Origin of the sequence: Sporosarcina sp. E16_3 (genome assembly GCF_017347125.1) — a bacterium.
Lineage (GTDB): Bacteria > Bacillota > Bacilli > Bacillales_A > Planococcaceae > Sporosarcina.
In genome coordinates, this window is sequence record NZ_JADPRX010000021.1 from 39,899 (window position 1) to 60,385 (window position 20,487).

Below are 20,487 nucleotides of genomic sequence, written 5' to 3' on the forward strand. Positions count from 1 at the left end.
ATCATTCCAGTACTTTTCCATTTCCCACTATCGCAAATTTGTATGTTATTATTCCATTGATTAAATAAATAATACTGTACGCAATCGAATATAAAATTATGCTCATTTCTATAGAATGAAAAATTAAATACCCAATGAATACACCAGTGGTCGATAAGACGAATAAGAATATTTGAATAACTAAGTCATATTTTTGTTTTTCCATTATTATATATAAGCTACTTAATGGTGAAGTTGCAAATTGTAAATATAGCATTGGGATTAATAAACGTGCATATTCTCCAGCTACTCTCCACTCTTCCCCAAAGACGAATGAAAACAATGATGGGCTAATAATAAATAAGATTACAAAAGGAACTATACCTAATAGTACCAAAGTGAATAAGGTTCTTAAGTATAAAGTTTTACAATTTCCTTTTGTCATTAAATCCTCGGCAGCTTTCTGCCTAAACACATCTGAAATTGCTGTTCCAATGATTGCTAACGGAAACCTCATTATTCTTTGCGTCATTGAGAAGTGTCCAATAGCTGTAGCGTTGAAAAATTTATTAAAAAGAATAATAGTTAGGTTGCTCGAGGTAACATTTAGAGTATGTGCTAAAGTTAGATATTTAGGAAAGTCGATATATTTCTTCGCTTGAGTACGCATGCCTTTTATTGTTATTTCATTCAAATTTACTTCTTTAGTATTTAGAAGTTTCTTGAGGATTAATAGTAATGAAATAAACTGTCCAATTAATGTCCCTATTATAAGGCCCACATCTTTATTTAAAAAACCAAGTCCAATATTTGAGGAACCAATACCTACTTGCTGAACTACTTTATTTACTGACATCTGTTTGTAAAGTTTTTGTCGATTCAGCAAATAATAGATTACTTGGTAAATTGCTAAAATTAAAACGGAAAACGGAATTAGATAAACCCAAATACCTAGTTGTTCAATATTCAAGAACTCTATTATCTGCTTCCCACCAATGAGTAGTATTACTAGTAGTAATGACGAAAACATCAATGATAAAGTGATAGCTAAAGAAGCTATATTAATTGCATCAACATTTTTTTTTGGAATTAGTATTGCCAACTCATATCTTCCTGTAGCTAAAACAGATAAAATAGCTACTATTGAAGTATACAATGCAAAAACGCCAAAATCTTCTGGTCCATAAATTCTTGTGAGAATCGGCGTTATTGCTAGTGGTATTAATTGCGCAATGGATGTTCCTGAAAACAGTGTAAATACGTTTCGATTAAAATCACTTTTTAACAATTTTTTTATCATCATAGTCTTCTTTCATGTTTATAACTTATAGTAATTAACACTTTTAGTTATCTTAATTTCAGTATTTCTTGTATCAAGTACAGAATTACTATATTCTGATATCATCCCATAATCAAACCCACTATGGTTAGTAGCAATCACCACAAGATCCGCATCCTTCAATTTCGCTTCAGTCAACGCCACAGTCTCAAACATTTCCCCATTCAACTTAAACTCAGGTACATACGGATCAACAGCTTCCCATTCCGCTCCAACCTTCGTAAATCGATCCAAAATCGGCAACACTGGCGATTCGCGATAATCATCAATGTCTTTTTTATAAGCAACACCTAATACTAAAATCTTAGAACCATTCAATGATTTCTTCTTTTCATTCAAAATCTCTGCACAACGCTGAACCACAAAGTCCGGCATGCTGTCATTAATTTCCCCAGCCGTTTCAATCAATTTCGTATGATAGTTATACTCACGTGCTTTCCACGTTAAGTACCACGGATCGATTGGAATACAATGCCCTCCAAGACCTGGACCTGGATAGAATGGCATGAAGCCATACGGCTTTGTCGCAGCTGCATCTATCACTTCCCATACATCAATACCCATCTTGTGGCATAGAATCGCCATTTCGTTGGCAAGTCCGATATTGATGTTACGGAATGTGTTTTCCAAAAGTTTTTCCATTTCAGCAACTGCTGGACTCGATACTTCGTGAACATCACCGTCGAGGACTGCACGGTACATTGCTGCCGCCACTTTTGTACACACTTCTGTGACGCCACCAACAACTTTTGGCGTATTTTTTGTGTTGAATTGCTTATTACCTGGATCGATACGTTCTGGTGAGTAGGCAAGGAAAATATCTTCTCCGACGACTAATCCCGATTTTTCAAGGATAGGTCGAATGAGTTCTTCCGTCGTTCCCGGATACGTTGTACTTTCAAGGACGACAAGCGTGCCTTCTGTCATATTTGCTGCAATTGCTTCAACAGAACTCCTGACGTATTCCATATTCGGTTGTTTATAAATATCTAGGGGAGTTGGTACACAAATTGCTATTGCGTCAACATCTCTGATAAATGCGTAATCAGCCGTTGCTTTTAGTTTCTCAGAAGCAACAAGTGCTTCAAGATCCTCCTGAACGACATCTCCAATATAATTGTTCCCTTCGTTGACCATACGAACTTTTTCTTCTTGTACATCAAAACCGATAACCGTAAAACCAGCCTTTGCTTTTTCGACTGCAAGTGGAAGGCCTACGTACCCGAGACCAACAACACCAACTGTTGCCGTTTTCGTTTCTAATTTACTAATCAGCTTTTCAGCTATTATATTTGAATTTGTTTTTGTTTTTTTTGTCATTTGTCTCATTCCTTTACTACCGTTTCACTGGCTGATTTTTTTTTGCTGACTTGTAAAATGAGGACACGAGTGCCAATGCATTTCTTCCATCTTCCCCTGTTACGGCTGGTCGAAGGTTTTCATTAATTGCTTGGATCATATCTTTGATGATTTGTTCATGACCCGGTGTTCCCCATGGATCTGCTTTTATGTCACTTATCCACTTTCCGGAAGTTTCTTCATCAATTCCTTCTATAAGAAGGTGTTCGAAATACAAAGCATTCGGACCGCCGATTTTGACTGTTCCTTTTTCACCGAAGATGGTAATCGACTCTTCATAGTTTTTTGGATAGACGGTCGTTGACGCTTGTACTGTCGCAAGTGCGCCTGATTCAAAACGAATAATTCCTGTCGAAACATCTTCTGCTTCAATGTCTCGTAGTCTTGTTGCTTCCATACTAAATACTTCCGCAGGTTCTCCCATATACCAAAGGAGTAAATCTAGGTTATGTATTGCTTGGTTCATTAACACGCCACCGTCATGTTCTTTCGTACCTCGCCATGGTGCCTGATCATAATACTCTTGACCTCGGTTCCAATTGACAACGCATAGTGAATGACTAACTTTACCTAGCAAGTTCTGGTCAAGGATTTCTTTCAGCTTCATGGCAACTGGTCGGAATCGATTTGGATGAACAACCGCAAGTTTCACGTTATTTAATTTTGCACCATTAATGATACGATCTGTTTCTTCAAGTGTCATCGCAATTGGTTTTTCTACGATTATATGTTTTCCGTACTTCGCAGCGAGTTCTGCAAGGAATGCATGTGCTCCGCTTGGTGTACAAATATTTACGATATCTATTGAATCATCTTTCAGCATTTCTTCAAAATCTGTATATGCAGTAGCTCCATATTCTTCAATATATGGTTCCATTAATTCTGGAACTCTATCACATACTGCGGCTAAATTTGCACCTTCGGTATTCATAATGGCTTGGGCATGCTTCTTCGCAATAAAACCGCACCCTACAATTGCAAAATTCACTAGGCATTCCCCTTCTTATAACGTGGAGCCAGGTACTGCCACAATTCAAAAGGCGTAAATTGTGTCAACACCAGGCACCACTACGTCTATTTCAAGCAGTCGTAACTTCCCTACCAACACTAGCAACCTTCCGATTAGCAAGTCCTACCAATATCTCTTTCAATTCTTCATCTTTCATTTCAAGCAAATTACTTAATACAAACTCCATCTCAACCACACCAACCGGCTCCGCCTTCCCAACAAAAATCTTTGGAAACACATACTCACTCTGCCGTTCATTCTCATTCAACAACTCTTCAAACAACTTCTCCCCAGGTCGTATCCCTGAGTATTCAATCCCAATTTCATTCTCACTATACCCCGAAAGCTTAATAAGGTTCTTCGCAAGATCCACAATCTTCACCGGCTCACCCATATCAAGCACAAACACCTCACCACCAGCAGCCAACGTTCCTGCCTGAATAACTAGCCGTGAAGCTTCTGGAATCGTCATAAAGTATCGAGTCATCTCAGGATCCGTAATCGTAATCGGACCGCCCTTCGCAATCTGCTGCTTAAATAAAGGAACAACACTACCTCTTGACCCCAGCACATTGCCAAACCGCACTGCCGCGAATTTCGTCGTACTATCTTTCGCGAGATTCTGCACAATCATTTCTGCAAAGCGTTTTGTCGCCCCCATGATATTCGGAGGGTTCACTGCTTTATCCGTTGATACCATAACGAAGTACGGAACGCCGAATGTATCTGCTGCTTCCGCAACATTCTTCGTACCAAAGATATTATTCTTAACTGCTTCCATCGGATTCGCTTCCATCAAAGGAACATGCTTATGCGCAGCTGCATGGTACATCACATCCGGCTTATACTCACTGACGATATCAAAAATACGCATCCGATCTTGAACATCTGCGATAATCGGAACTATTTCTATATCTGTTGAAACTTTTTGACGCAGTTCCATGTCTATATTGTAGATAGAACTTTCACCATGACCTAACAGAATTAATCGACTTGGTCTAAATTCACTCACTTGTCGACAAATTTCTGATCCAATGGAACCACCCGCGCCTGTAACCAGTATCGTTTTACCCGTTAACTTGTCCGCGATTGCTTTTAAATCAAGTTGTACTTCATCGCGACCTAACAAATCTTCTATTCTTACATCTTGCATATCATTGACAGATACTTTACCCGTCATTAAATCTTCAATGCGTGGAATCGTTTGCGTTTGGACACCCGTTTCAATACATAATTTCATCAAGTCGGCCATTTGTTGTTTATCCATGGACGGAATGGCAATAACGATTTTTTCAATGTTATTGTCCTTAACGAAATAAGGGATTTGTTTCGTGCCGCCGACTACTTTTACATCAAAAATTTCGAGTCCTTGTTTCGTAGCGTCATCGTCTACAAACAACACCGGTTTCATACCAGAATCAGCGTTTTGAAGGACTTGACGTACAATCATACTCCCGGCTTGTCCAGCCCCAACAATCATCGTCCGTTTGGCCTCTTTGTCCTCCCGGTAATTGATCGTATCCCGCATGATCCGCCATGACAATCTCGAGCCACCCAGAATCAAAATATGTAACATCCATGTGAGGGCAAGTGCCCGTATATAGACATCCTGTGTAAGGGTGAATTGGACAGCTGCGACGACGGCAATCGTTAATGTGACCGCCTGGAAAATCGATTTCAATTCACCTATGGACGCATAGGCCCATGCCTTACGATACAGACCGAAGCGCCACGCGAAGAAGTGATGGGCAATTTGAATGGTAATGGCACTAATCAGTAGCATTTCGTTTGTAAATACGTTGATATACGGATGCAAGATGAAATAACCAATATAGATGGAAAACAGCACTATGAAGGAGTCCGCAATCGACAAGTATGTCATTCTCTTTTTAATTGACATCTTCTTACTCTCCTTCCATCAAATTGTTTGAATACTCCCATTATAGCAGTACCTTTTAACCAAAGATACAATAATTATCATTTATTATTTAATATCCCAGTCCAATAGTAGCACTTCATCCAATTAATTGCCACCACTTTTTTAGAATAGGTGTTATAGGCTCTAATAGTTCTAAGTATTCATCTCGCAAAATACGTTCATTGTTTTCTAGCAGTATATCCGCATTGTCTTGTAGCTTTTTCTTTTCCAAATAATCGAGCCCTTTTTCAAAAAGGGCTGGTCTTGTCATTACATTATGCACGTCTGACCCATATGTATGAATCAAGTTCGCTTCAATCAGTTGAAGTGACAGCTTTTGAATATTCTTCCCAAAGTGGCCGGCTACACTGCCGGCTGTGATTTGTGCAAGTGCACCGTGCCTGACGAGCCGCTCGAGTCGTTCGGGCTTTTCTGCGATGGCTCGGTTGCGTTCGGGGTGAGCGATTATCGGAATAATTCCCTCTCCCAGTAATGACTGGATAATATTTACGGTATAGGCAGGTACCGATTGCGTTGGAAGTTCGAGTAGGAGATAGCGTGAGTTAGCAAGAGTCAATGCATCACCCATTAGCAGTTTTTCGACAAGATCCTCGCACAGACGGACTTCTTGTCCTGTATGAAGGGTGATAGGAATTTTCGCCGCCTGGACAACATCTTTCAGCAATTCGATTTGACCTTCAATTTCATTACGTGGCACATGGAAGTGTGGACTGAATGCATGCGGTGTTGCAATCATGTCGGTAATTCCTTCTTGTGCCGCTTGTTCTAGTATTCGTAACGTGTCTTCAATCGTTTTCGGACCGTCGTCGACCCCGAAAAGAATGTGACTGTGCATATCAATCATAGTATTCTCCTCTTCTAGACACAAAGAAAGAGAGTGAAAAGACAAGACTGTCCTTTACTCTCCAGTTCCGTAGTATTGATAATAGTAATGATCTTTTTCAAGCACAAAATTGTTCAGCAATGTACCAAGAATATTTGCTTTAGAAGATACCAATGCCTCTTTCGCTTTGACCACGCTTGCCTTCTCTGTCGAACCCGAATTAAGCACAAGGATTGTGCCATCGCATTTATTCGACAAAATCTGCGCATCCGCGACAGATAGGATGGGTGGTGCATCGAATATAACGATATCATAGTCTGCAATCAGTTCTTCAATCAAGGCATCCATCGTTTTGGAGCCGAGCAATTCTGCTGGATTCGGCGGAATCGGTCCGCATGTAACGAGATGCAGGCCTTCAATTTCTGTTTCGATGACGACGTCCTGTAACTCCCACTTTCTCGTTAATAAGTTGGAGAGTCCTGTCGAATTTGTCTTGCGGAATGTGTAATGCATCGTCGGCTTCCGCATATCTGCATCAACGAGCAGTACTTTTTTTCCGTCCTGTGCAAAAACAATGGCGACGTTTGCCGCACTTGTCGATTTACCTTCTCCAGGAGTGGATGAAGTGAACAGCAATGTTTTGAGATCCTTATCAGGCATGGAGAAGTTGATGTTCGTCCGGACCGTGCGGAATTGCTCCGAAACGATTGATTTCGGATTCACATTGGTTACAAGTTTACGCGCAACCGCTTGTACGATCTTCTTTTTCTTTTTGAACATGTTGGTCACCTCTTCTTCCTTCTGCTTTTTGCGGATCCTTTTGCACCCTGTACATCTATGTCTGAAATTTTGCCAATTAGACCGAGTATCGGCAAGCCGAGCAATTCTTCAGCATCTTGCTCCGTTTTCACTGTCGTATCTAAGTACTCAAGTAGGAATGCAATCCCGACACCGAGCATCAGACCGATTACCGCAGCAATCGCCATGTTCAACATTGGATCCGGCTTAATGGGTGACGGGTTTACCGCAAGTACCGCCGGCGATAGGATATTGACATTATCGACATTCATCAGCTTTTGAATTTCTTCTTGGAACACCTCAGCCGTTGTATTGGCAATATCTACTGCAACGTAAGGCTCTGGATCTTGGACACTGATGTTTAAAACTTGAGAGTTTTGCGCATTACCAACTGTGATTTTTGAGTTAAGTCCAGCAGGGGTCGTTTTCAGATCCAGATTTTCGATTACTTTTGAAAGGATTGCTGGGCTTTTAATGATGACGTTATATGTATTGATGAGCTGAAGATTCGTTTGAATGTCCTGCGAGTTGAACTGTTGTTGTTCACTTTTCGTTTGATTGACAAGGATTTGTGTCGATACTTGGTAAATCGGTGTCAAAAAGAGGTAACTGTAGACTCCGGCAATCGTTACTGCAAGTATGACCGCACAGATGATTAATACAAGTCGTTTCTTTAAAGTCTTAACTAAATCCTGTAAACTAATTGTTTCTTCCATAGATGGCAGTTTCCCCTTTACAAGTACATTGTTGAACTTCGACCTAGTATATCATAACGGGAATCCCTTTTGTAACAATTATCCACATTTTTATAGTATATTAGAGCTATTCTAATACGTAGCAAAGAGGTGCAATTATGAAGACACAATCTATATCCGTAATTATTCTATCAATTCTCTGTGTAAGTCTCCTTTGGTTCAGTGCCTCGACTTGGCAAGAGAAAGTCCGGAATGCAGGGGGGCATACTGCTCGGAATGCTGAAATTCCCCAGAGCCCCCTTGTTGAAAATGAGGCGCCAGTTAAAAAGGCATCTCCCGTTCAGTACATGAGCACAACTGATCTATTGAAGATAGGCGCTTCGTTAGATGACAAAACGCTTGAGGTGGTTATTTCCCGCGCGGAAGCCGGGAAGCATGTCCAGATGCTCATTGTCGGTTCCGAGGCGATTGCAGCTGCAGCGGAGCGCTTTGCAACCGTGATTAGTGACAAGTATGGAGGTTTGATAGGCGTCGATGTGGCCACGTTCGATATGACGTCCACTCGTTTTGTCGCGGAGGCGTTAGAAGCTGGAAAAATCGAATGGGAAGCGGGCTACGACATCGTCTTGTACGAGCCATTCACGTTACACAACAATGGTGAAGTGGTTATTGAAAACGAGCGCAAGGATTTGCTTGCCGTGAAGGCGCTAGCGGAGAGTTATGTAGAGGATGTATCGTTCCTTGTCACTCCGCCTCAACCCATTTACCGGGCAGGTTATTATTTGACGCAAATCCAGGCACTTAAAAAGTTCACATCAGCGCGCGGTATTCCCTACATCAATCACTGGCCTAATTGGCCCGACACGCGTTCAGATGAGTTACTGACGTATATCGATGAAACACGGATGCCTACTGAGAGTGGGATTAAGGCGTGGTCGGACGCACTAATTGCGTATTTTGTGGATGAAAAGTTCGTGAAATAGTGAAAGCACCTGTTCAGACCTGCCAGTTTAGAGGGATGAAGTGTAATCCCGGCTCGGCGCTGGAGTCTTGACTTGAACGAGTCCTTTATGGAAGATTCTATCTCTTATGAATGTTTTTTGGTATCTCATATGGTACAATTCTCATATGAAAAAACTAATCGTTCTGATCATTCTACTTAGTATTCTATTCATTTCATCCGGGCAAACCTATGAACAGCAGTCGCTCATCCCAACACTCGAAAAATGGTTGCCAAGTGAGCCACTAGAATCATCACTTGCAAAGGTGCATGTACCGTATTGGGGGAAAACGATTTCTGTTGAGGAACGAGGTTATTATTACTTCGTTGAGTTCCTTCTACGAAAAAGCGCACATTTTGTCATTTTCGGTGTCCTTGCCGTCGCGATCTATTCGATACTGCCTAAACATACATTTCGACTGTTGACAGCCACTTGGATCACAGTTCTACTTGCTATCGCGGATGAGTATCACCAGTCATTGACGGGTGGACGGACTCCGACGCTACAAGATGTTATTCTCGATGCAGCTGGAGCGGTGACATTTCTTGTTATTTTGCGGCTGCTTCTACTGGTAAAACCGAAAAAGGCCAAGAAACGAAAAGCGTAAGGTGCCGTTTAGACGCGACGGGCATAAGTCCATCCAGCGACGTGGCGCTCTTTGCCACATAGCTGGATTGCTTATGACCCAAGCGGCTGGCACCTGGAGTCTAGACATAGAAAAAAGCAAGAGTTCGCTGAAACGCGACTCTTGCTTTTCCAATTTACAGACCTATTACCTTGTTCAGAAGACTGTCTTTCCGTGCTTTTTTCTTCGCATTATAATCATCGACTAAGTTTTGTGCATAGGATTTATCAAAGCCGTTTGCTACTAGATCCTTCTCCACTACTTTGATGACGTCTTCAAATACTACATCGGTAAGTGCTTCAAGCTCGTTTGCAGTACCTACGTATTTAGTGTAAAAATAACCGTAGCTAATGCTTTCCCCATTCGCTTTCTTCCCGCTGTACTCCTTCTTCGCATGACTGACCAATGTATTCAGCTTGTTGTCAGCCTGTGACTGGAGATTTTCAAGTACCGGGACATACTTCTTTTTAATTGAACCGACTGTCGGTTTTTGACTTGGTTCGTTGGTGTCGCTATCCCCAGTGGTCGAGCTAGGGACTTTATCGCCCGAAGATTTCCCTTCCCCTTTACTGCCGTCTGCAGCAGTTCCTTCAGACGAAGTTCCCTCGGTTACGGGGGTTGAAGTAGTCCCAGCTGAATCCACAACGTCTCCATTCGCATCCACTGTAATCGTCGTTCCGTCAGGCATTTCAATCTTATACGGGTCTTCAATGATTTGTGCCACTTCTTCATCCGCTACATCATACTCTTTGAATTTAATGAAATAAAGAAGAGCACCTGTGGTGGCCAAGATAATAATTAGTAGTAATAGTAAGAAAATTTTTAGTTTTTTCTTCAATAGACTTCTCCTTCACTATCATGTTGTTACCAGTTTAACAGAAACTCAGAAATTGTTGTACCAAAACAGACACTATTCGACATTTTTAATTATTTTATAGTTGTTCAGGTGACAGTGGTCTGGTTGTGCCACTCTCTGTCGTCTCTTTAATTCCAATCAAATCCTTAACTAGGAACTGTCGTCCTTAAGCATCATGTAGTAGTCGATAGCGCCAATTGCCTTGATGACTTCGTCTTACAAGTCCCTTAAGCGGTTGTTGTTTATGCGTTTTTCCAGAAATAACGATGTAATCACCATTAATCGACTTGACATAGCAGGCGTTTTTCCCTGTAAAGCCACTAATGTAGCCGATGTTCCCGCAACGTGTTTGCACTTCATCATTCAAAAAGAATCCTTTGGACGCCTTGGTATTTTTCGAGTTACGTCTGCTGTTCGTGTTCGGCTGCTTCCGTCCTTTACGTGCGGTCGCTTCATGCAGGCTTCGCTTTTTCTTACGGAACTGTTTCGCCATGAAGGTGGTTCCAGTTATCCTCATAATCGCTGATATCCCCGTTATCGCAATGGCATCATTCACAAGTGACTTTTCTAACCCAATCAATTTTCGATGGGACGTCGTTTCGCTACCATATGAGATAATTACATTCGGATACTGCTCGTAAACGCGGCTTCGTGAACTGTTGGTAAAAGGTGGTTCTTTATAGGACCTCAGTTTTTTCCCATCTTGCATCCACTGCCAAAAGATCTCGCCTGGACGATGATTGTCCGACGTATGGCAATCGGTGCAAACGGTGATCAAGTTATCCGCACGATCGCTTCCGCCTTGTGTCCTGGATATAATTTGATGCGTATTTACTATTTTGTTTTTCTTTTTACATACTTGGCACGTATAGTTGTCTCTCGCGAATACGAAATACCGGGTATTGTAATAGCCTTCACTATTACTCAATTGTTGACTAACGCCCCCCACACTTAGATTGATTAGCTTCTGTACTTCGAATTTTCCAATTTCTATATGCAGTGTCGGGTTGGGCAGCAAACTACTAAAACGATTGATCCAACGAAAAGTGTTCGCGGTTCGACTTTCCAAACTTGGCGGCAACCACCCTTTTGGCTTCTTACGATTCAGGAACCGCGCTTTTCGGTATCTTGTTTTTCGTTGTCTACGAATGCGTCGGTATATTTTACGTGTTTCGAGCAGACTTTTTACATCAGTCCGTAATTCAACTTCACCTTTCATCAGTACACAATCTCCGGATGTAACCGCAATACCGATATGTTTCTCTCCAAGTTTCGTGCCTACTTTTACTGACTGTTTATAGCCGCTGGATCCATACAATAGCTGGATACTAAACGGCTGATAACCAATAATCTTCGCTTTTCCTTCATTCAGCAACATTCTTGCTTTTCGCGGTGGGCATGGCATGAGCGCCTCCCCATGTTTATTAACTACGAATACGAGCATAGCGTATTCCCTCCCTTTCTGGAGTTTGTCACCCTTCGCCAATGTTGGTAAGGCTTCCGACATTACATGTCGCCAAATTCGGTTGACCGCTCCGACCCAACAGAGCTTTTACAGAGCCGACACAGTGCAAGGGACTAGAGCATTATCCCAGGGTGTGATCACCGAACCAACGTAGTCCTACAAGACTGAGGCTAGACAACTTAGGCTCTCTCAAGCCCCCACTCCAACTTCTATTGACGTGGAGTGGTGGGTAGTTGACTATGATTAATACGCGTTTTTCTATTTCATGGTTATTTCTAAACGTATACAGGTTCTATTGTACCATAAATGGGGAATAACGCCATAATTGGTAACAATTTAATTGGATGGATTTGGTGGATTTCTGGTTCGTTGGACACTTTGAGGAGTTGGTTGGTCACTTTACTGGGTTCGTTAGACGCTTTGCAGGGCTGGTTGAAGGCTTTGGGTCCGACGGACGCTTTCACAGATTGGTTGGAGGCTTTACTAGGTTTGTTGGTGGATTCGCGGAGTTGGTTGGACGCTTCAATAATTCAGGGCTACGTTATCTACTTTTATCGCAAAACAGATAGAAATCCCCTTACGTCCAGAAATAGACGTTGAGGGGATTTCTGCATTGCTTATTTATTAAAGTTGATTGTATATGCAATTGTTGGACCGCTTGTTAATGTAACGTTTATAACAATTGAACTAGGTAATTTCCCTAGCTTATCAGCGCCAGCCACTAATGCAATTAGTTGGCCTTTTATAACGGATACACTAGCAGGTGTTACGCCGCTATCTCCGGTAAATGCTTCTACCAGTCCTGTTCCAGCGAGAGCTGTTGTAGATTTATCTGCATCTAAAATTGTAACAGTGAAAATGTTAGTTGATGGAGAGAAATCAACTGTTACACCTGAATCTGCAGGAGCAATTGTCACTGCAGCCAATTTAGCTAGAACTGCTGATTCGAATACCTCTTCAGCTGATGGAGGTGTTACCGTTCCGCCACCAGTTCCAGGTGTTACTACTGGAGTTCCACCGACATTCTCGATGTTACCTTTTACTTTATCATAATCTTGGATGATATCTTTTGCAGCTACTCCTGCAGGAAGAACAAGATTTGTTACTTTTGTTTTATCACCAAGTGAGATTTTCGCGTCTTTCGACTTGATATCAAGCTTGCCGACTTTTCCTGTTGTATCTACCTTCACTTCATTGCCAGATTCAATTGTTACTTCTGCAATGTTTCCAGTACCTGAGATAGTTAGTTTGTCAGTTGAATTGACTGTAAGGTTTCCTACGTTTGCATCAATCGTTACTGCCGTAACTCCCGCTTGGATCGTCACTTTTGGAATTGTGATTCCATCAGCAGCTTTCAGGATAACATTAGCTGACAAGATGAATTCTTTAACTTGTGTGCTGCCTTTGTATTCGATAATAATGCCATCTTTAGTAACTTCAACGTTTGCAAATGTAGAATCGATGAAGATGATTGTTGGTGTTGGCTCTGTTGCCGCCACAGAATAACGAACGCCATTTTGTGCTGCCGCTGTAGATGCAGCATTGTTTGAAACTTTCGTAGTTCCTTCAACAATAACTTTTTCGGCAGTGAAGCTATTTTTCGCTTCTTTACCAACCTCGAAAGCACCTTTAATTGTAAGGTTTTTCAAGTGGATATAGTCTCCATTAATCGTTAGATTGCCTGGGAACACTAAACCTTGTCCATCGATTACTAGATTTTTTTCAGCAGTACCGCTTGCTTTAATTTCAATTGCACTAACGCCTACGATCATACCATCCATAACTGAGTACTTGACGACTGCGCCTTTCAGAGCGTCTAAATTAGAGGCACTGAATGCGTCTTTCAAGATAGCTGGGATTGTATATGTCCCTTCAGCGAATTCGACTTTATCAGCCGAAATGTTTACGAGTGTCGATTCTTTCTGCTCTGCTACTGGAACTTCAGGCGTTTCTACTTTAGTTACTGCTTCACTTTTAAAGATGAACGAAGCAACTTGTCCACGTGTTACGAATGCGTTAGGTGAGAAAGTAGTTGCAGTTGTTCCCGCCGTGATTTTGTTAGAGAACAATGTTTGAATATGGTTCGCAAACCATTGTTTGTTGTTAACATCTTTAAATGGAAGATTTGAAAGTTTCTCTTCTTCTAATTTAAATCCTAATACAAGCATTTGAGCGACATGAGCGCGTGTTAAATTACCTGCTGGTTTAAATGTATTGTCTTCATAGCCTTTAATAATTCCAGCTTGTACAAGTGCAGCGATATGACCATAATAAGGACTGCCCTTTTTCACATCTTTAAAGCCTGGATCTACTACATTTTCAGTGTCTAAGTTTAGTGCCAATGCCATGATTTTTGCAGCATGTGCACGGCTGATTTGTTGTCCTGGCTTATATGTACCGTCTTCATAGCCACTGATAACGCCTCTAGATGTCAAACTTTTAATAGCTTCATAAAATTGGTGTGTATCTTTAACATCTTTGAAAGAAACGTCTTTCGCCACTTCTGCCTGTGCAAAAGTAGGTACTGCTGCAACGAATGCCCCCGTTGCTACTGTTGTTGCTAGTGAAGCTTTGAATAGTTTTTGATAAGTGCTTTTTTTCATTCTTCCAACCTCCAATTAAATTTTTCCTTATAACCCATTTTAACATATAATTAGATACAATTACCACGTACCTACTATAATTTTAGTTTACTATTTTTATCCTATCATAGAAATAGTAGGTATTCTATATTAGACAGTAAATTATTATTAGTCACTTCTGATAATTTATTCCTACTGTTTCCTTAATAGCTCCCCATCTTATCCGATACATAAGCATGTGACTAACTATATACAAGGGTGGTATTTATGAAGAACACTTTATCTATAATTGGACTTTTTTTCATTCTGGGAATTTCATTTGTTACCCCTGCATCAAATGAGGTCTTTGCTTCATCTAAAGAAAACAATCGATTACTTGTTAAATTTGTTTCTGAAGATGGTAGTGAATTTATCGAAAGTATTTCAAAAGAGGAATTTGAACTTCTTAATGGAGTTGAAGTACTTCAGCCCGATTTCATTCGCTATGCTGCCATAGAGAAAGCTAATGCCCCTTCGGTTTCTTGGGGGAAGGAACGGATTGGTGCAAAAAAGATAGCGGAAAAACTGGTGCCGGGTAAGGGTAGCGTTATTATCGCAGTCATTGATACTGGGGTCGATTACACGCATCCGCTGCTGAAAGATCGGATTGTAGCGGGATATGATGTGATTAAAAATACTTCCGACCCGGTGGATGTCCATTTTCACGGGACGCATGTTGCGGGCATCATTGCCGATTCAACGCCGGCTAATGTGAAGATCATGCCGATTCGCGCAATGAATGAAAAAGGCGAAGGCTATGATTCCGATATTTCGACAGCCATCCGATTTGCGGTTGATAATGGAGCGGATATTATTAACTTAAGCTTTGTTGGTGAAGATTACTCGCAGTACTTGGCTGATGCACTCCATTATGCGATTTCGAACAATGTCCTTGTGGTTGTCGTTGCTGGGAATAACGGGGCGGATACCGCGAATTACTTTCCGGCTTCCGAAAAAAGTATAATTGTTGTTTCCGCTACCGATCAAAATGACAACAGCGCAAGTTTCAGTAATACGGGCGAAGCAATAGACCTATCCGCTCCTGGTGTCGGGATTGTTTCAAGTTTACCAGGTAATCGCTATGGCAGTCTAAGTGGTACTTCAATGGCCGCGCCGTTTGTTAGTAGCATTGCAGCGATGATAAAACTTAATGATCCGACCCGTTCTATTAAGGATATTGAACGGCTGTTGAAGAAATATGTCGATGATCGAGGTGCTGTTGGCTGGGATCCGATTTTCGGTGAGGGTATTGTCAATGTCGCGTCGTATGACGAACCACGTAGTGCGAGCGCGGACGTGGCGGGGATGGACTTTTCGGACTTCATCTCGCTCCCCTCGGTGAGGAATGTGCCTTTGACGAAGGAGTGGCATATTGAGTTTACCCAGCAACTTTCAACGAAGGATGTTATTGACGTTCACGTTTTCCGGGGCAGTGACGCAGTGCCGATTAGGTTGCGCTCCAACATCGAGAACAAGGAGATTATTGCTACACCAATCTTTCCTTATGCCGCCTCTACGTCTTATAAGCTTGTGATTCGTGTAAAAAACGGGAAGAGTTATCAGATGGACTTTCATACTGGGGATTAGATAAGAACCGGTCAAAGTTGGACTTTGGCTGGTGTTTTTAATTTTCGTTGGGATGACGGGGTTCTGTTTGGGTGCAACAAACAATGAGCGCATCCGAATAAACATACTAAAAAGGTTAGACGTCTTTGTAGATGTCTAACCTTCATTTCATTATTATACAATTGGGAAGGGCTTGAATACCGCCATTTCGCACCAAAAAGTCACTCCGGAAACGTTATCACAAGATTTCCTTCAATATTGACAACCTCAATCAGTTCTTCATTAAACAAATAAGGTGTATCATTTTTATCCTGCGGCGTTATTGCCTCGTAGGTATTCTTGACCGACAAAACCTGAAAAGTAACCGGAATATAGCGACCTTTGTTTAATGTTTTCATATTCCCCATCAAGAATACTTCTTTGCTAGAAACGGCAAAACTCAAATGCCCCACTTCTTTATTCAAACTACCCGACACTAATTTTACGTCCTGCAATAAAGATATCGTACATAATATGAAATCATTGATGATTTCAGCAGGCAATTTTTCATAGTCATATTTCAAAAACAACGCGTTAAAACCGTTTCTAATTTCTTTGAACGAGAAGATATCCTCAATTTTCCTGGCTTTGACTCCATTGCCTAGATTATTGATAATCTGCTTACACTCACCAAGGTACTCTCCTACATAACCCGTGCTCTTTTCCCTTAACGCTATGAAGTTGGCAAGCTCATTAACGCTTTCAATTCCATGCGCATCGTCTCGAACCAGCATCATGAAACTATAGAAGTCCTTTTCATCAAAATTTCTTTCAGTAAACTTGTTGTAGTAGTATGCAACTAACTGTTGTTGTTTCTTATCCACGATGCTTCAACCCTTTTCACTATTCTTTGCGTATCCATAGTTTAATCATAACATGCTTAGGAACATACTCTCTAGATTGGGATTGTGAATATATATTTAAAATACGATAGATAGTCGACTCTTAACAAATTGAGTTTAATTACTATATCGCTTTGTCGCTTGGTGATGGCCTTACGCAATAAGCCTGTCAGAAGAACACTGTCAGTCTTATTGCTTCGGCTCACACTTGTCGCTTCTTCGCTAGATTTGTTCGTTGTATGGGTGAGGAATGGCACCTATATAGGATGAAGTACTGAATACGGCATATTAAATAAGCGTAGGCGCCTTAAAAGGGGCAGCCGAAGCAATAAGACTGGCAGCGAAGCTTGGCAGGCTTATGGCGGGAGGCATCCCCGAAGCGCCGAAGCGTTATTGAATGGAATCACAAACTCAATCTATATAGTTAATTCTAAATAAGTAGTACTGAATATATTGCACAAAAAAACCAGCCCTACAATCCAAGGCTGGTCCTCATTTAACGTTACGCACTAGTAACAAACTTTGTTGTTGCTGGTGGTTCCTGCTCCATTTTAACTTGGTCCTTGATAAACTGTATGGCTACTTGATTGAACTCTTTATGCTTCTCAATGTTACAAACATGGCCGCATTGCTCAATAATATGCACTTTAGCGCATTTGTCCTTTATCGTATCTTCTTCAACAGGACCAAGGAACATATAGTCTTGATCGCCCATGATGTACATTTTGGGAATTTCATGTTTTACACTATCAATTTGCGGATAAATTTCGCAAACCTTGGCAGCAAATCGATACCATTTAATAAACCCTTTTTGACGGATTTTCTTAGCTTCTTGGATGAAAACGTCCCTTGCTTTCTTATGGTGCGCTTTAGGCATTAGGATACGTGCAAATGTTTTATACAACCACATATAGGGCACCACACTTTTAAGCAGGTTTCCTGTTCTCAGAATCACTTTCGCAGCACGTGTTAACCGGATAATTGCACCGCCTAAAATCATGCTCTTAATTCTACTGGGAGCGTAAATATGCATCGCATGTAAGACAACAGAGCCCAAACTAATTCCCGCAAAGTGAGCCTTTTCAATCGAAAGGGAATCTAATACCTTCACAACATCTTTGGATAACATTTCAGGTGTATACGTCAACATTTCAGGTTCATAGTTTGCAGAGCCGCCATGATCTCTTAAATCAATAAAGAGAAGATTGAAATGCTTTTTAAATTCTTTCACTTGTTTATACCATATATTTGAATTTCCGCCCAATCCATGCAGAAATACGACCCACTCATGCTGAGGACTTAAGTTATGCGTTTCATAATGTAACAACTAAAATTACCCTCTTCCCTATAGCGCAATCCACACAAAAACCTATTACTATAGTGATGAATCTTGTCGGTTTTTGTTATGTTATGAATACTATTGTAATTCATTTGTTTACAAATGTCTTGTGCTAGCGTGAAAGAATCGTATGAAGTCTTTTAGGTTACTTTTTATTGTCACAAAGGAACAATTGCACGTTATACATAGTAGTTGCCGTACAATTCCACTTGAGTAATCAACTACTTGTCCTTAAACCGCTTTTGCTTGTATAGGACAATCCTATCTAACACAATCCACTAATTTCTTTCACACAAAAAAAGATCAGACATCTACGTACATGTCTGATCTTCATTATAGTAAGGATTCTGAATCGCTACTTACACACCAAAACTTACTACTATTATCTTGTCACATGCCCTGGCTTCTCCAACAATCTAAAGATATTGTTTTTATATTCCTCAACACCAGGCTGATCAAAAGGATTTAAGCCCTGCAAGTAAGCGCTCATTGCACAAGATAGTTGGAAGAAGTAGATTAAATAACCAACATGATAGGCATCTTGTTTGGCCACTTCAAGACGTAGTACCGGTACGCCTCCATCTTGGTGCGCTTCCATAGCGCCATGCATCATTACATCATTGATTTCATTTACTGTTTTATCGGACAGATAATTCAAACCATCCAAATTTTCTTTAGTTGAAGGGATTGCACAATCCTCCGCGTCGTCTGTAAAATGGACAAACGTTTCAAAGAGCATCCGTTGACCATCTTGTATATATTGACCGAGGGAATGTAGATCGGTAGGAAAAGCGACGGCTGCAGGGAAAATACCGTTTCCGCCCTTCCCTTCACTTTCACCAAAGAGCTGCTTCCACCATTCATTAAACATTTCAAGATTCGGGGAAAAACTTGCTAAAATTTCAACATTATAACCTTCAGCTAACAGGTGAGTTCGTAAAGCCGCATAATGATAAGCACTATTGGAAGCAATATCTGCGTTCGACAGATCATGAACAGCTGCTTTTGCTCCTGCAAGGAGTTGTTCAATATCGATGCCAGCTACTGCAAGTGGGAGTAGTCCAACTGGCGTAAGAACGGAATAACGACCGCCTATATCATCTGGTACAACGAAAGTCGCAAATCCTGAACGCACAGCCAATTCCCTCAAGGCACCTTCTGATTTATCGGTAATCGCAACAATTCGTTCACTCGCGGATGAACCGTAACGGTTTTCCATGTATTCAAGCAATATCCGGAAAGCAATCGCAGGTTCCGTTGTTGTTCCAGATTTCGAAATAACAATGACAGCAACTTCTTTACTCCCCATATAGCTCACTAATTGTTTCATATATGCGCCGCTTAAGTTTTGGCCAGCAAAGAGTACTTCAGGATCACCCGGTTTTTTTTCGAAATACGGTGATAGTGCGTCTTGAATCGCTTTTGCTCCTAAATAAGAACCTCCGATACCGATGACAACAACCAAATCTGCATTTTCACGTAATTTTTTTGCTACATTCAGCGCATCTTGTAGTTCATTTAACGGAATCTCATTCGGGTAATTCTTCCACCCCAAATAATCAGCACCTTCAGAAGTACCTTTGTTCATTTCTTGATGAATCGTTTTCACTTGTGTATCAAATAGTTCCTCAAGTTTACTTGCAGCTATATGTGACTGATTTAATGTTAATGGAATTGACAATTCAACATTCTCCCCTTCTTGGTGGTTTTATCAATTAAAGCCAGAAGTCACTATTCCTCTAGCTTTTCTGACAGTTTGTTGTTGGTTCAATAACAATCTATTATTTTCAACTCCCACTCATATTTTCATCATGATAGGGTATTAACTCATTTCTCATAAGGTGTGCCTCTTCTTACTGGGCGATCGAAAACAGATCGTCAAAACTCTCCTTCTCTATTATGCCCAAGAACCTTCGTAACTTCAATTCTAAATTCCGAAAAAATTGCTTTAACTGATTTTACGACAAAACTTCTTAAATTACTTAATACTCAAGCGGTTGGCGCCTGGAGCTAGACACTGTTCCAGGTCAAAAAACCGTAAAAAACGTTCTTTTGTGACACCATCAAAAAGTGGATTCGCGTTTTTAGATTTTGAAAACAGCTTAATTTATTAAGCATAATCGCCCGTATAGCTGATCTTCAACTGCTTGTTTATTGATCACGCCTAGTTTATTAACCAACTATTCACATGA

16 protein-coding genes are annotated in these 20,487 nt (G+C 40.9%); 3 read left to right on the top strand and 13 right to left on the bottom strand.

Annotated elements, in window-relative coordinates; all coding sequences use genetic code 11:
• Position 1: 1 nt before the first annotated feature.
• The 7 genes from I2483_RS12875 to I2483_RS12905 all read right to left on the bottom strand — a co-directional run bounded on the left by I2483_RS12875 (position 2) and on the right by I2483_RS12905 (position 7,962).
• Complete coding sequence (locus I2483_RS12875; RefSeq protein WP_207277545.1) at positions 2–1,279, bottom strand: lipopolysaccharide biosynthesis protein; 1,278 nt, start codon at positions 1,277–1,279, stop codon at positions 2–4.
• Between the two features lie 18 nt (positions 1,280–1,297).
• On the bottom strand, positions 1,298–2,638 hold the full coding sequence (locus tag I2483_RS12880) for a nucleotide sugar dehydrogenase (RefSeq protein ID WP_207277546.1): 1,341 nt from the start codon (positions 2,636–2,638) through the stop codon (positions 1,298–1,300).
• A gap of 16 nt (positions 2,639–2,654) precedes the next feature.
• Entirely contained in the window at positions 2,655–3,665 is a 1,011-nt protein-coding gene (locus I2483_RS12885) for a Gfo/Idh/MocA family protein (protein WP_207277547.1), read from the bottom strand.
• Positions 3,666–3,756: 91 nt separating this feature from the next.
• On the bottom strand, positions 3,757–5,586 hold the full coding sequence (locus I2483_RS12890) for a polysaccharide biosynthesis protein (RefSeq protein WP_207277548.1): 1,830 nt from the start codon (positions 5,584–5,586) through the stop codon (positions 3,757–3,759).
• Positions 5,587–5,701: 115 nt separating this feature from the next.
• Positions 5,702–6,469 carry a tyrosine-protein phosphatase gene (locus tag I2483_RS12895; protein WP_207277549.1) on the bottom strand — a complete coding sequence of 256 codons (768 nt, stop codon included), beginning with the start codon at positions 6,467–6,469 and terminating at the stop codon, positions 5,702–5,704.
• 54 nt (positions 6,470–6,523) lie between these two features.
• Complete coding sequence (locus tag I2483_RS12900) at positions 6,524–7,228, bottom strand: CpsD/CapB family tyrosine-protein kinase (protein ID WP_207277550.1); 705 nt, start codon at positions 7,226–7,228, stop codon at positions 6,524–6,526.
• A 5-nt stretch (positions 7,229–7,233) separates the two neighbouring features.
• Positions 7,234–7,962, bottom strand: a complete 729-nt coding sequence (locus tag I2483_RS12905) for a YveK family protein (RefSeq protein WP_207277551.1) — start codon at positions 7,960–7,962, stop codon at positions 7,234–7,236.
• Between the two features lie 137 nt (positions 7,963–8,099).
• Between I2483_RS12905 and I2483_RS12910 the strand changes: the two genes are divergently transcribed.
• Positions 8,100–8,924, top strand: coding sequence for a hypothetical protein (locus tag I2483_RS12910; protein WP_207277552.1), 825 nt, complete (start codon positions 8,100–8,102; stop codon positions 8,922–8,924).
• A gap of 145 nt (positions 8,925–9,069) precedes the next feature.
• Positions 9,070–9,549 carry a VanZ family protein gene (locus I2483_RS12915; RefSeq protein WP_207277553.1) on the top strand — a complete coding sequence of 160 codons (480 nt, stop codon included), beginning with the start codon at positions 9,070–9,072 and terminating at the stop codon, positions 9,547–9,549.
• 154 nt (positions 9,550–9,703) lie between these two features.
• Here I2483_RS12915 and I2483_RS12920 read toward each other — a convergent pair whose 3' ends face one another.
• The 3 genes from I2483_RS12920 to I2483_RS12930 all read right to left on the bottom strand — a co-directional run bounded on the left by I2483_RS12920 (position 9,704) and on the right by I2483_RS12930 (position 14,491).
• The gene (locus I2483_RS12920) at positions 9,704–10,405 is read right to left on the bottom strand and encodes a hypothetical protein (protein WP_207277554.1); all 702 of its coding nucleotides are present in this window, start codon (positions 10,403–10,405) and stop codon (positions 9,704–9,706) included.
• Between the two features lie 184 nt (positions 10,406–10,589).
• Complete coding sequence (gene iscB, locus I2483_RS12925; protein WP_207277555.1) at positions 10,590–11,867, bottom strand: RNA-guided endonuclease IscB; 1,278 nt, start codon at positions 11,865–11,867, stop codon at positions 10,590–10,592.
• Positions 11,868–12,505: 638 nt separating this feature from the next.
• Positions 12,506–14,491: an S-layer homology domain-containing protein gene (locus I2483_RS12930; RefSeq protein WP_207277556.1), complete on the bottom strand. Its 1,986-nt coding sequence runs from the start codon at positions 14,489–14,491 to the stop codon at positions 12,506–12,508.
• Between the two features lie 246 nt (positions 14,492–14,737).
• Between I2483_RS12930 and I2483_RS12935 the strand changes: the two genes are divergently transcribed.
• The gene (locus I2483_RS12935) at positions 14,738–16,096 is read left to right on the top strand and encodes a S8 family peptidase (protein WP_207277557.1); all 1,359 of its coding nucleotides are present in this window, start codon (positions 14,738–14,740) and stop codon (positions 16,094–16,096) included.
• Between the two features lie 200 nt (positions 16,097–16,296).
• Here I2483_RS12935 and I2483_RS12940 read toward each other — a convergent pair whose 3' ends face one another.
• The 3 genes from I2483_RS12940 to I2483_RS12950 all read right to left on the bottom strand — a co-directional run bounded on the left by I2483_RS12940 (position 16,297) and on the right by I2483_RS12950 (position 19,976).
• Positions 16,297–16,938: a hypothetical protein gene (locus I2483_RS12940; protein WP_207277558.1), complete on the bottom strand. Its 642-nt coding sequence runs from the start codon at positions 16,936–16,938 to the stop codon at positions 16,297–16,299.
• 520 nt (positions 16,939–17,458) lie between these two features.
• Positions 17,459–18,283 (bottom strand): alpha/beta fold hydrolase, encoded by an 825-nt coding sequence (locus I2483_RS12945; protein WP_207277559.1) that lies wholly within the window; start codon positions 18,281–18,283, stop codon positions 17,459–17,461.
• Positions 18,284–18,677: 394 nt separating this feature from the next.
• Positions 18,678–19,976 carry a glucose-6-phosphate isomerase gene (locus I2483_RS12950; protein ID WP_207277560.1) on the bottom strand — a complete coding sequence of 433 codons (1,299 nt, stop codon included), beginning with the start codon at positions 19,974–19,976 and terminating at the stop codon, positions 18,678–18,680.
• Between the last annotated feature and the right edge of the window lie 511 nt (positions 19,977–20,487).